General features: G+C 69.6%; 8 protein-coding genes and 2 pseudogenes. 5 read left to right on the plus strand and 5 right to left on the minus strand.

Going from position 1 to position 13,078, the window contains the following annotated elements; all coding sequences use genetic code 11:
• Positions 1-255: 255 nt before the first annotated feature.
• Together ABZ848_RS07580 and ABZ848_RS07585 are read left to right on the plus strand one after the other, a co-directional pair.
• The gene (locus ABZ848_RS07580) at positions 256-1,323 is read left to right on the plus strand and encodes a chitinase (RefSeq protein WP_360826778.1); all 1,068 of its coding nucleotides are present in this window, start codon (positions 256-258) and stop codon (positions 1,321-1,323) included.
• Between the two features lie 211 nt (positions 1,324-1,534).
• Positions 1,535-2,395: a hypothetical protein gene (locus ABZ848_RS07585; RefSeq protein ID WP_360826780.1), complete on the plus strand. Its 861-nt coding sequence runs from the start codon at positions 1,535-1,537 to the stop codon at positions 2,393-2,395.
• Between the two features lie 9 nt (positions 2,396-2,404).
• On the opposite strand, the gene ABZ848_RS07590 is transcribed toward ABZ848_RS07585, so the two are convergent.
• Positions 2,405-2,836, minus strand: a complete 432-nt coding sequence (locus tag ABZ848_RS07590; protein ID WP_360826782.1) for a DUF4328 domain-containing protein — start codon at positions 2,834-2,836, stop codon at positions 2,405-2,407.
• A 220-nt stretch (positions 2,837-3,056) separates the two neighbouring features.
• Here ABZ848_RS07590 and ABZ848_RS07595 point away from each other — a divergent pair, with 220 nt between their 5' ends.
• The gene (locus ABZ848_RS07595) at positions 3,057-4,289 is read left to right on the plus strand and encodes a transposase (protein ID WP_360826785.1); all 1,233 of its coding nucleotides are present in this window, start codon (positions 3,057-3,059) and stop codon (positions 4,287-4,289) included.
• 520 nt (positions 4,290-4,809) lie between these two features.
• Positions 4,810-4,947, plus strand: a pseudogene (locus ABZ848_RS07600) (IS110 family transposase); the annotation flags it as partial.
• A gap of 83 nt (positions 4,948-5,030) precedes the next feature.
• On the opposite strand, the gene ABZ848_RS07605 reads toward ABZ848_RS07600, so the two are convergent.
• Entirely contained in the window at positions 5,031-8,696 is a 3,666-nt protein-coding gene (locus tag ABZ848_RS07605; protein ID WP_360827213.1) for a P-loop NTPase fold protein, read from the minus strand.
• A 74-nt stretch (positions 8,697-8,770) separates the two neighbouring features.
• Here ABZ848_RS07605 and ABZ848_RS07610 point away from each other — a divergent pair.
• A pseudogene (locus ABZ848_RS07610) lies at positions 8,771-9,194 on the plus strand (protein kinase); the annotation flags it as partial.
• Positions 9,195-9,202: 8 nt separating this feature from the next.
• Here ABZ848_RS07610 and ABZ848_RS07615 read toward each other — a convergent pair.
• From ABZ848_RS07615 to ABZ848_RS07625, 3 genes are all read right to left on the minus strand, one after another.
• Complete coding sequence (locus ABZ848_RS07615; protein WP_360827216.1) at positions 9,203-9,925, minus strand: phosphate ABC transporter ATP-binding protein; 723 nt, start codon at positions 9,923-9,925, stop codon at positions 9,203-9,205.
• A gap of 179 nt (positions 9,926-10,104) precedes the next feature.
• Positions 10,105-10,995 (minus strand): sortase, encoded by an 891-nt coding sequence (locus ABZ848_RS07620; protein WP_360826788.1) that lies wholly within the window; start codon positions 10,993-10,995, stop codon positions 10,105-10,107.
• Positions 10,996-11,075: 80 nt separating this feature from the next.
• Positions 11,076-13,073 (minus strand): Ig-like domain repeat protein, encoded by a 1,998-nt coding sequence (locus tag ABZ848_RS07625; RefSeq protein WP_360826791.1) that lies wholly within the window; start codon positions 13,071-13,073, stop codon positions 11,076-11,078.
• Positions 13,074-13,078 lie beyond the last annotated feature (5 nt).

Below are 13,078 nucleotides of genomic sequence, written 5' to 3' on the forward strand. Positions count from 1 at the left end.
TGCTGGCGTGCTTACTGCGCGGCCACCAAGGCCTGCTTACTGCGGGCCACCAAGAGGTGAGAAGCCAACGGGGTCGTGGAGACCACGTCAAGACATTCGGTTGTCGTCCCCTGCTTTCCCACGGAATCTCCCCATCCGGGGCCCGCCCCCGATCGGTCAGGGAACTGTAAAGAACCTTGACAGTTGAATGGTCTAGTCCAAAGATGGGCGCTGCTCGTCCCCACCCCCCTCCCTTCCGCCTCCCTGGGAGCGTCAATGAGACGACCTCGCCCGCTGCTTCGCGCACTGCTGTCCTGTATCACCGTCACCGGCCTGTCCGCGGGGCTCGTCGCCCTCGGCGGGGGCGGCGCCCTCGCCGCCGAGGACACGGCCGTACACCAGACCCGTCCCCTCCCCGCCCATGTCTCCGCCCCGTACTTCGAGGCCTGGACCGGCGAGAGCCCGGCCCAACTCGCCGCCGCCTCCGGCAACAAGTACCTGACCATGGCCTTCCTGCAGACCGACAAGCCCGGTTCCTGCACGGCCTACTGGAACGGCGACACCACCCTCCCGATCGCCAAGTCCGCCTTCGGCGCGGACATCGCGGCGATCCAGGCCCGCGGCGGCGACGTCATCCCGTCCTTCGGCGGCTACGGCGCGGACACCACCGGCACCGAACTCGCCGACAGCTGCACGGACGTCGACGCCATCGCCAAGGTCTACGAGAGCCTGGTGACGACGTACGGCATCTCCCGTATCGACCTCGACATCGAGGCGGACTCCAGCGGCAACACGGCCGCCATCGACCGCCGCAACAAGGCCATCGCGCAGGTGCAGCGCTGGGCCGAACGCACCGGCCGGCACGTGCAGTTCTCGTACACGCTTCCCACGAGCACCACCGGCCTGGTCGCCAGCGGGGTGGCCCTCCTGCAGAACGCCGTCGACAACCACGCGCGCGTGGACGTCGTCAACATCATGACCTTCGACTACTGGGACGGCGCCACGCACGACATGGCCGCCGACACCAAGACCGCGGCGGACGGCCTGTACGCCCAACTCGCCGCCCTCTACCCGAAGAAGAGCCCGGCGCAGCTGTGGCGCATGGTCGGCGTCACCGAGATGCCCGGCATCGACGACTTCGGCCCCGAGGAGACGTTCACGACGGCGGACGCGGTGAAGGTGGAGCGCTGGGCGGAGGCCACGGGCATCAACACCCTCTCCTTCTGGGCCCTCCAGCGCGACAACGGCAACTGCGTGGGCACCGCCGGGGCCAACGACTGCTCCGGGATCGCCCAGGACACGTGGTACTTCAGCCACACCTTCGCGCGGTTCACGGGCCGGTAGAGCGAGGACACTGTGATCAGGGCCACGGCAGCCCGGTCGTCCGGGATTTCCGGCGCTGAGCTGGGAGTTCGCCGACCGGGCACGCCGTGTGCAGAGAATCCGCGCAGGAGGCCCACACAGACCTCACACAGTCTTTCGAAGCCACCGCTACCGTTGGCGCCCGTTCGATTCTCACGTGCGAACCGTCAGCTAACCGTCAGGAAGACAGCGGATGGACTACTGCTCCTCGTGCCGCCGGCACCTCAACGGCGCCCTGGTGTGCCCCGGTTGCGGTGCCTACGCCCCGGACATCGCACCGATGACCGGACATGCTCCCGCCACCACGGCGACGTGGCCGGTGCCGGCCGCGAGACCGGACCTGGGCGCCTACGACTACTCCTACGAGGACGACCACGTGGGCGACGCCGACGGTGACGGCGACGGTGACTTCGAGGGTGGCCCGGCACCCGTGACCGCCCAAGGCCGCGCGGCCCGGCGTCGGCAGCGGGCGCGCTGGAAGAAGAACCAGCGCCGCGCTGTCGTGGCGACCGCCGTCGCCCTGGTCGGCGGCGGCCTGACCGTCGCGTCGATGGACCGCGGCGGGGGCGGCCACCGCGCCGAGGCGACGACGGCCACGGACCTCTCCAGCATGGGCACGGACGAACTCCCGGCGACCGAGGCGACCCAGTCGGTCACCCCGGGCACGGGCAAGCACCGCAAGCCGGACACGACGGAGACGTCCAACTCCGGTACGGGGAAGCACCGTTCGACCACCGGCAGCGCGACCCACACCGAGTCGGCGAAGACCCAGCCGTACACGGCGTCGACCCCGACGGCGGCGGCAACTCAGCAGAACACGTCGTCGTCCACGGCCACGACTTCGACGCCGACAGCGACGGCGAGCACGGGTACGAGCACAAGCACAAGCACGGGAAGCTCGACATCGACGTCCACGTCGACATCGACATCCACCGCGGGCTCGGGCACGTCGGATTCCACCGGTACATCCAGTTCATCCGGTTCGTCCGACACGAGCTCCGACTCGACGTCCCCGTCGGGCCTGTGCGTGCTCAACCTGATCTGCGTGAACTGACGGTCCGGCTCAACCGGCCTTCTCCTGTACGGCGGTGACGGCCCGCACCATGAGGATGCCGGCCACCGCCGCACCGACGACGGCGGCGTCGGCCACCAGCAGCTGCCAGAGGTCGTCGTAGGCGCGGGCGATGACCTTGTCGGTGGAGTCGGTGTAGATCAACCCGGCCCCGCCGACCATCGCGATCAGCCACAGCCCCCACCACACGTTCAGCGACCGCGGCAGCCGCGCACCGGGCGCGCCGGCCAGGTAGGCGTCGGCGATGATCCCCCGCGGGAACCACAGATTGACGACGGGCACGATCCACCCGAGGTAGACCCACATCCCCGCGTAACGCGGCCGGGCCCCGGACAGCGCCAGCCCGTTGTCCCGGATCCGCCACATCCAGCCGATGAAGGCGACCGCGCAGAGCAGCGCGGCGAGGCCACTCGCCGTGTTCACCTGATGTCTTGTGAGGATGCCCCGGCGTTCACGCCGGGGAGGAATCGCATCCTGTGGTAGCGACGCGGCTGAACCGGGGTGAATGCGAACGCGTGTACCTGTGATCGCTGGCGGGGGTGATCATGGCGGGAAGTACGGGCAATTGTGCGGACCTCGCTCGTATGGTCGCTCCCCAGTGGGGTGCACGACCGGGACAACGGCACGGGCGGGGGGGGAGGACATGGCGGCCAGGGCGGCAGCAGGCGGTGAGGGGGCGGGGCATGCCCGCTTCGCCTACCGGTTGCGGGTGTCGGCCACCGCGCAGGCGGCGCTGGGCGCGGAGTGGGGCCGGTGCCGGTGGGTCTGGAACGAGGCCGTGGCCCGGTCGAAGGCCACCCATCAGCACAACGTCGCGCATCCGCAGGACAAGCGGACGTGCGGTCCGGCCCAGTTGGACAAGATGCTCACCCAGGCACGGGCCGCAACGCCCTGGCTGCGGGCGGGTTCCAGCGTGCCCCAGCAGCAGATCATCCGGGATTTCGGGAAGTCCCGTACCAAGGCGCTCAAGGACGTCATGGAGCGGCTGCCGGTGCGGCAGCGGGCCGGGATGCCCGGCTTCAAGAAGCGGCACGAGACGCGCCCGACGCTGAACTACACCCGGCGTGGCTTCCAGCTCAAGGACGACGGACGGCTGCATCTGGCGGGCGGCATCGTGCTGAGTGTGGTGTGGTCGCGGCCGCTGCCTGCCGCTCCGTCCAGTGTCCGCGTCTTTCAGGACAGCCTCGGCCACTGGTATGCGAGCTTCGTCGTCCCCGCCGTCGTCGAACCCCTGCCCCGGACGGGCGCGGTGATCGGCGTGGACTGGGGCGTGAGGGAGATCGCCACCACCACCTCCGATCCACACGATCTGCCGCATCCCGGGCACGGCACGAAGGCCAAGGCGAAGCTGTCCCGGTACGACCGGATGATGGCCCGCCGCAAACCCAAGAAGGGACAGCCCGCCTCGCGTGGCTACCGGGCGGCGAAACACCTGCGCGCCAGGGCCCACAAGAAGATCGCCCGGCAACGCCGGGACACTGCCCACAAGTGGGCCAAGCACGTCGTCACCGACCACGACGCCCTCGCGGTGGAGGACTTCAAGCCCCAGTTCCTGGCCAAGTCCACCATGGCGAAGAAGGCCGCGGACGCCGCCATCGGCGCCACCAAGCAGGCCCTGCTCCACATGGCCCGCAAGCACGGCAGGATCGTGCACCTGGTCCACCCCGCGTACACCACGATGGACTGCGAAGGGTGCGGTGCGAGAACCAAGCACCAACTCCCGCTGGGTGAACGCACCTACACCTGCACCGCCTGCGGACACGTCTCGCCCAGAGACAAGAACTCCGCACGCGTGATGCTCGTCAGGGCGGGTTTGAGCCCTGCTGGTGCCGAGGGCATAAGACCGGACGGAACGCAGTTCCGCCCGGCAGCCTGAGCCAGGAATCCCCTCCCCCTCAAGGAGAGGAGCATTCAAGAAGTGGTACGAGTTCTCAGCGCGTTGAGCGGCTGATGGATCCCGCCCCCCTGATCCGGCGGCCCGAGTCAGGCTCCCCCGCGACGGAGAGCCGCACCTCCCACATGGCCCGCAGCACCCATCCGGCCCCGGCGAGCCCGAGGGCCCCATCCTCGCCGACCAAGGGCGCGACCCACCAGGCCGACATACACACGCGCCACCCCCCTTTGCTGCACCCAAAGGGCTTGTCCATCGTGGACGGCGGTATGCGCTGGCAGATTGGTGTCGAACGCCGGGTGTGCGACGGCGCCGTCCCGTGATGTTTTCCGTGGTCCTGCGAGAGGGTCACTGACCTCCGGGTCCGTATGACTTTGGCTTCTTGCCGAAGGCATGACCTGTGGAGTGACGGACACCTCACGGGCGGCAGGGCCGCATAACATGGGTGCGCGCCTACGACACCACCGGCGAGGTCGGCACCATTCAACTCCTGGGGATCGGTGCGATGTTCGACACCAGCGGTGTTGGCGCCTTCCTCGGCATGGACGCAGGCAAGAGCGTCCATCAGGAGCATGTACTGACCCCAGTCGGCAAGAGGGTGCGCAACAAGACCACGCCTAACAGCGAGCCGAAGCTACGCGCGGCCTTGGACAATGGGAGACGAGGGGCTGGCCCATGGGTTGCCGTCCACCGACCCACTCTGGAACCGAGTTGGTAGTGGGGCATTCAGGGAACTTCGGTGTCCTGCGTCGAGCTGGTGGGCGGTGTGTCGTTTGGGGTTGGTTGCGCCGCAGGGCCCGGAACGGTTCTGGTAACGGTCGAGGTGTGATCCTTTTGCGCAAGGTCGTTGACGATGCGTCCAGCGGGGAAGGACAACCGCGCGACGGGGGCCACCCATTCGCGCCAGCAGCCGAGTTGGGCGGGGAGCGGCACGCCTCGCTCTGCAGCGTCGTGGGTGACGCGTAGCAGGGCGTGGTGCAGTGCCGTCCACTGGGCCGTCTGGGCCTGGGTCTGGTTGGCGGCATTGGAGTGGAGGCCGGCGCGATTGGCAGGGTTCAGGTTGCTACAGAAGTCGCTCCAGAGCTTGGTGGGGTGCTCGGTGGCTTGGTGGTGCAGGTGCAGGCTCAGGGCCGGGCCGAGGGTGGGATAGGCGGTCAGGGTGGCGAGCAGCACCATGCCCGCGCGGTGGGGCCGGTAGGTGTGCGGCACCGCGGTGTTGTTGGCGGTGCCGAGTGGGTGCGGGTAGGGCTGGTCGCGCAGGTCCGCGTTGCGGTGTCCGGCTGTACTGCGCATGGCGGTGAGGAGGCCGTAGCTGTTGCTGAGGCGTTTGACCGAGCGTGGGGTGCGGACCAGGAGCGGGGGACCGAGCAGATCGAGTAGATCGAGTTCCTGCGCTGTCAGTTCGAAGGGGTCGGGCATGACCACGGCCTGAATGCGTAGAGGTTGGTTCTCGTCAGCGCCGGACAGGGTGGTGAGCAGGTTCAGATCCTGCGGCTCGATGGTGCTGTCGGCACTGGGTTCACGAACCTCGAATACTCCCTTGATCGCGGTTGGGACGAGGATGCTGTCGGCCGGTATGGGGGTGGCAGGTAGGGCAGCTGATGTGGGGGTGGCCTGGACAGAGCGCAGGAGGCGCTGGTAGCCGGTCTGGTCCATGGCTGGCAGGGTGAGAACCACCTGGAAGATCTTCTCCAGGTACTGGGCTGGGCTAGCCTGCCACAGCGCCTCCTCGTCGGGGTCGGCAGCAGGCCCGGAGGCCCGGGGTGCGTCCAGGACGTCGCGGTAGTGGGCGGTGACGGCGCGCAGCATCCAGCGTGGGTCGATCGCGACGACGACCACGAAGAGGTTCACGGCGAGCAACAGGTGGATTGCCTCCAGCAGTTCGACCACCCGGGCGGGCGGGCAGCGGTCGAGGTCGTCGATGTAGAGCACGATCCGGTGGATCTGCGGCAGCTGGTCATCGGCAGCATCAGTGTCCGTGCTGTTCTGGGCGTGGGTATCTGCCAATAGCCGTGCCATGTGTGCGAAGTCCTCCCGGATTTGCGTCATGATGCCCAACTGGCCGCGATAATCCCCGGCGGCGGCCTTGTCAGCGACCAGCCCGGCCAGCTGCCCCGCCGCGGTGAAGTCGCGCACCTCGCGCTCGAGCGCGGCCACCTCCGCCCGCGCGGCCTCGGTGGCCTGTGCCAGCCGGTCGCGCTGCTCCTCAGCCACCCGCCCCAGCCAATGCAGCGCGGCCAGCCCCTGCTGTCGGGCGCGCCTGATCGTCGGCAGGACGCTTCTTGCCAGCAGCAGGAAGGCCAGGAGCGGCGGGGAGGCCCACCACCCGTGCAGGACCGGCCACACCAATGAGGTTGCGAACCCCAAGGCGCACAGCGCGGCCGTGACGGCGAGCAGCGCCACAAGCCGTCGCCAGCCGATGGCACGCAGAGTAATCCACGACAGCACCACCCCGGCGCGCAGACTTCCCAGGTCCGGGCGCAGCCGGGCATAACGAGTGGCCTCCTCGGGGCGAAGCCCCGTGGCACGCGCCATATCCTCGATGTCGGCTTGGCTCAGGGAACCGGCGGCCGACCTGGAGGCCCCCGCACCTTCGAGTGCGGCCAGGCGCTCCTTAGCGCCCGCCAGGCGTCGACGTGTCCCGCGGTGCTCCAGCAGTTCGGCGGATAGGCGCGAGAGGCGGCGCTGGCCGACTTCGGGGCCGGCGTCCTCATCGGCGGCGAGCTGCCGAAACAGCTCCGCCACCAGGCTTGCCCACAAGCTGGACTCGGCGTAGTGCCAGGCGTTGAACCGCACCTGCCGGATCCGGCCCGCGCCTGTTGGTGCGGCCGGCTCGGACAGTTCTGCCAACTCCCGCTGGATCAGATCCAGAAAGTGACTCTTGCCCTCGCCCCACTCCCCAAACAGGCCCACAGCCAATGGCGGGCGCACCGATGGTGCCGCCACCAACTCCGCCACCGCCCGCGCGTCCTGCACTCGGCCCAGCTCGTCCTTTCCCACCGCCACATCCGAGCGGAAATGCCGCCTTTGCACCAACCGCTTCCTCGTCACCTCCCAGATCCGCGTTTCCCCGAAACGCTCGTCACCTCTGCAGGTGGCAAGAAGGAGCCGCCCGTCGCTGTCTCGCGCCCACGCCACCGCCCACACCATCTCGGGGTGTCTGCTGCGGAAGCCCAGTGCGCTCACACGCCCGCTGGCGGGGTCCACCTCCCAGATCTCTGCTCTACCAATACCACTGCCGCCTGCAGCAAGAAGGAGTCGGCCGTTGCCATCTCGCGCCCACGCCAACGACGATGCCCCAACGAGGTCGTTGAGGGGGGAGCCCAGGGCGCTGACGTGGCCGACGGCGGGGTCCACCTCCCAGATCCGCACCTCGTCAAAGCGGGCGGCACCGGACAGTAGGCTGGCGGCCAGGAGCAGTCGGCCGTCGTCATCTCGGGCCCACGCCAACGACGTCACAGTGAGGTCGCAGTCGAAGCGGCACAGAACGCTCGCTCCGCCGTCGGCGGGATCCACCTCCCAGATCCACACCTCTCTTCCGTCGTTGCCCCAGGAGCCAGCGGCAAGAAGGAGTCGGCCGTTGCCATCTCGCACCCACGCAAGCGGCCCCACCGCGGGGGGTTGGTTGAGGGGGGAGCCCAGGGCGCTCAGGCGGCCGGCGGCGGGATCCACCTCCCAGATCGATACCTCCCCGTTGTACTCGTCGCCGTTGGTGGTGGCCAGGAGGAGTCGGCCGCTGCCGTCTCGTGCCCACGCCACCGCCCGCACTCCGTATGTCTCGTGGAGGGGGGTACTCAGGGCCTTCGCGTGGCCGTCGGCGGGGTCCACCTCCCAGACACCCAACTTCCGGGAAAAGGTGCTACCAGTGGCCAGGAAGAGCCGGCCGTCGCCGTCTTGCGCCCACGCCATGTGCCGCACTCCTCCGCCATCGGGGTGGTAGAAAGGGGAGCCCAGGGCGCTCAGGCGGCCGTCGCTAGGGTCCACCTCCCAGATCCGCACCTCCCCCGAACCGCTGCAGGTGGCCAGGAGCAGTCGGCCGTCGCCGTCTCGAACCCACGCCAAGGCCCACACCCCTTCAAGATGCTTGAGGGGGGAGCCCAGGGCGCTCACGTGGAGTGGAACATCTGCTGCCGACGGTGCTGTCTCCGGCTCGGAATCCACCATCCCTTGATGATGCTGTACCGCCGAGCCGAACGCCCAGTGATGATGTCCCGCCAAGTGGTGCAGGATCCGGACCGCCTCACTCCGGCGGCCGCCTCCACTGGGATCACCGTCGAGGTTTCTCGGACGGTGTCTGTGCGTTTCCAGGCCACCGGAGGGGCCTCTGCACGGACATCGGCCCTGCACGCGTATGTGACCTGTGGAGTCGTGAACTCCACATCGCCACACCATTTCATGGGCCACGGCCTGGCCGTACGGGATCGACACCCCGACAGCGCGCCATTTGCGCCCTGGACTCCTGCATTACCGTGGTGCTGGGGTGCGTCCAAGTGCTGGCCGAACTGCATGCCAGGGGCTGGGCGCACGGTGACGTACAGCCCGCCCACTTCATCATCGGGCCGGAACAGACCCACATCATCGACCTCGCCCTTGCCCAGGGCGGACACGTGCCCGAAGGTTACGACTTCCCGTTCCGCGGCTGCCTCGTCCACTACGAAGCCCCCGGAGATCGCGCGCAGCGTGCTCGACACCGGAGAAGCCGAGCCGACATCGGAAGCCGATGTCTACGCGCTCGGCGCCTCCCTGCTCATCTCTGCCGCCGGCTGGCGGGCCGTCGAGTATCCGGACGATGCTTCACGCTCCGTCCAGAGACATGAAGTTGCCGAAAGCCACGCCCCCGGAGACCGGCCGACCATCTTCGAGGTGGGCAAGGTGCTGAACTTCCTCTGAGGCCCCCGTCAGCCGAACCGCCCCGCCACATAATCCGCCGTGCGCTGGTCGTTCGGGGTGCCGAAGATGTCGTTTGTCCGGCCCGCTTCCACTATTCCGCCGGGGGTGCCCTGTTCGGCCAGGAAGAAGGCGCACTGTTGGGAGACTCGGGCGGCCTGTTGCATGTTGTGGGTGACGATGACGACCGTGACCTGGCCGGCCAGTTCGTGGATCGTTTCCTCGACGCGGCGGGTGGACGTGGGGTCCAGGGCCGAGCACGGTTCGTCCATGAGGAGGACTCGGGGGCGTACCGCCAACGCACGTGCGATGCACAGGCGTTGCTGCTGGCCTCCCGAGAGCGCGCCGCCCGGCTTGCGGAGGCGGTCGCGGACCTCCTTCCACAGGCCGGCCCGGGACAGCGACTCCTCGACCAGCTCGTCCTTCTCCCGGCGCCCGGCCCGCGTGCCGGTCAGCCGCAGGCCCGCCACCACGTTGTCGTAGATCGACATCGCGGGGAACGGGTTCGGCTTCTGGAAGACCATGCCGATACGGCGGCGCGCGTCCGTCAGCCGCCACGACGGGTCGTAGATGTCCTCGCCCTCGAACAGCACCTCGCCGCCGAACTGCGCGGACGGCACCAGTTCGTGCATGCGGTTCAGCGTGCGCAGGAACGTCGACTTGCCGCAGCCGGACGGGCCGATCAGCGCCGTCACCCGGCCCGCGGGCATGGTCAGCGACACCTGGCTGAGCACCTGGTGGCTGCCGAACCACGCGGAGACCGCCCTCGCCTCGAGTGTCGCGGGGGCGGCACCGGCAGCCCCTGCGGCGACCGGCGGCAGCACGATCGTGTCGGTCGGAGAGTCGGTCGCGTCGGCGGGCGAGCCGCTCGCGTCGGTCAGTTCGGTCACGTCGGTCACCTCGGGGGATGCGGTCACAGCAGGTTGGGGAGGAGTTCGGTCATGCGCGTGGCGACCTGGAGGCCGAGCACCGCGACGACCGGCGCGAAGACGATCCACGTCTGGTGGCGGCCCCAGCGGTGCCAGGCCCAGACCGCGGCCACCGCGGCCAGCAGCAGCGCCTGCAGCCACATCACCAGCGGCCAGGGCACCCCGGACGGGCGGGCCAGGGGCTCCTCGGAGCCGGGAAGCGTGCCGGAGCGGATGACCGCCGCCGGGGTCTGGAAGGGCGCGGAGACCAGGTCGGCGTCGACGCGCAGCACACCGGCCGGCATGAAACGGGGACCGGTGGCGGTCACCAGGACCAGCCGCCCCTTGCCGGCGGCGAGCGGCGCGGGCGCCTGGTCGCCGGCCCGACGGACGTCGATGACCTGGTACGTCGCCTTGCCCTGCCCGGTGATCACGGTGAACCTGTCGCCCTCCGCGAGCGAGCCGAGCCTGCCGAAGGGACCGCCGTAGGCGGCGGCGCGGCCCATCAGCACGCTGGTGCCGGCCTGGCCCGGCATCGGGGTGTCCCGGCGGTGACCGGGCCCGTCGGTCAGCACCGAGGAGTCCGTGCCCTCCATGACGACCTGGCTCATCCCCAGCCTGGGGATGTCGACGACCGCCACCGGGGTGCCCGGCGCGAGCAGCTTCCCGTCCTGGTCGGTCTGTGCCACCGGGGCCGTCCCCAGGGCGAGTTGACCGCGCAGCTCGTCGAACGCGGCGTGCTGCGCGGAGTGTTCCTGGACGCCGCTGACCAGCAGCAGCTGGGCGGTGATGCCGAGCAGCAGGGCGGCCAGGCTCAGCAGGCCGCCCCGGGCGAGATGGCGGACCACGGTGACGCCCGGCACGCGCGGCAGCGTGAGTGTTACGGCGACCGTCACGGCGGCCCGCCTCCTTCGAGAGAGGTTGCAGGGGGCTGCCGGGGAGGAGGGGCCCTCCCCGGCAGCCGTGGGGAGATGGATCAGGTGGACTTGATGACGAAGTTCGCGCCGGTCTTGGCGTTCACCGTCGAGGAGCCCGTGTACGTGGCGTGCAGGGTGTGCTTGCCCTTGGCCAGCTTCGGCAGCGTGATGGTGACCTTGCCGCCGCTGAGCGTGCCGGTGGCGATGACCTTGGTGCCCTGGTAGATCTTCACGGTGCCGCCGGGCGTGGTGCCGGTCGCGGTGACCTTCACGGTGACCTTGGCCTTGGCGGTGTGGCTGACCGTGGCGGGCGCCGAGGTGCTCACGGACGCGGTCGCCTTGGTGACCTTGAGGGTCGCGGTCGCCGAGGACGACAGCAGCTTGCTGGTGCCGGGGTAGGAGACCGTCAGCGTGTGGGTGGCCACCTTGAGGTGGTTCGACAGCGAGACGGTGACCTTGCCGGTGCTCGCGTCGAGCGTGCCGGTGCCGAGGACCGTGGAGCCCTCCTTCACCGTGACCTTGCCGCTCGGCTTCACGCCGTGGCTGCCGGCGACGGTGACGGCGACCTTCGGGGTCTTGCCGTACGCGGTCGTGCCGACGGACGCGGTCGTGGTGCTCTTGTACTTGACCGCGCCGGACCAGTCGGCCGCCGCGCCGGTGCCGCTGAGGTTGTCGGCGGTGACCGTGGCGGAGTACTTGCCGATGGCCAGGCCCGTGAAGCTCACCGAGGTCGTGGTGGCCGGCAGGTCCTTGGTGGCGACGACGGCGCCGTCCGAGCCGTACAGCGTGACGCGGTAGTCGGTCACCGGCAGCGCGGTGGCGTCGGGGGCGGTCCAGGCGAGCTTCACGCTCTGGTCGCCGAGGGTGGTCTTGAGGGCGGGCGCGGCCGGCACGGCGGTGGAGACGCCGGTGCCCTCCAGGCCGCCCTGCTTGGCGTGCTTGGCCAGGTTGACCGAGCCGTTGTAGGACTCGTTGACGAAGCCGAAGGAGGCGATGACGCTCTCGGCGGAGTCGGAGGCCAGGGCGGCGGTGTGGCTGCCGCTGGTGACGAAGACGTCGTACAGGTCCTTGTCGAAGAAGATGCTCGTCGGGTCGACCGCGCGGGTCGGGACGACGTTGTACACGTCGCGGCCGAAGGTGGAGTTCTCGTAGTACGCGTTGACCGGCGAGAGCTTGCCGTTGACCGTGGTCACCGGGCTGGTGGCGCCGGTGTCGCCGGGCAGCTGGACGGACGCCAGGTGACCGCCGGCGGCGGCCGAGGTCGTGGTGTAGTCGGGCGAGACACCGTTGTTCTGGGCGATCCAGCTGCCGACCGAGAACGGGACGAGGGCGCCGTCCTCGGTGAGCGCGGCGTTGCCCTGGTTCTCCTGGACGACCGTGACGCTCGCGGCGAGCTCGGTGTCCTGCAGGCCGATCGCGTTCAGGAAGAACTTGCGGGTGCCCGAGCCGGACTGCGGGATCCGCGGGTGCACGGTCTGGCCGTTCACCGTGGTCAGGCTGCCGTTGTAGATGTCGTGCAGCTGCTTGACGGTCAGCGTGTCCAGCGCCGAGCCGCGCACCGCGACACCGACGGCGTCCCGCGCCATCGGGATGTAGGTGAGCGCGGAACCCGAGGCGGACGGGCCGCCGGAGGAGCGGGCGAAGTCGACCTGGCCCTTGATGGCGACACCGGCGGAGTCCGGGTACGTCTCGCCGGTCAGCGACTTCGTCAGCGCGATACGGCCGTTGCCAGAACCGTTCGGGCGGGCGAAGGAGGGGCCGCCGGAGCGGGTGGTGATCTTCGACGTGGTCGAGCCGGTGCCGGGCTCGATCGCGTCGTAGGAGGCGACGCCGGCACCGGACGCCGACTTCACGGCGGTGGCGGAGTAGCTGATGCTGTTGACGGTGTCGCCGGCCAGCGCGTTGAGCACGTCCTGGGTGGTGTCGGAGCCCACGCCGACGAGCTGGCGGAAGGTCCCGGCGGGGGTGGGGTCGGCGTACGCCGGGCTCGACAGAGCCAGGCCGCCGGCCACCACGGCGGCGGCGACCAGCGTCGCCGTGTAGCGCGTAGTGCGCATGGAGA

Source organism: Streptomyces sp. NPDC047081, from assembly GCF_040643775.1.
Lineage (GTDB): Bacteria > Actinomycetota > Actinomycetes > Streptomycetales > Streptomycetaceae > Streptomyces.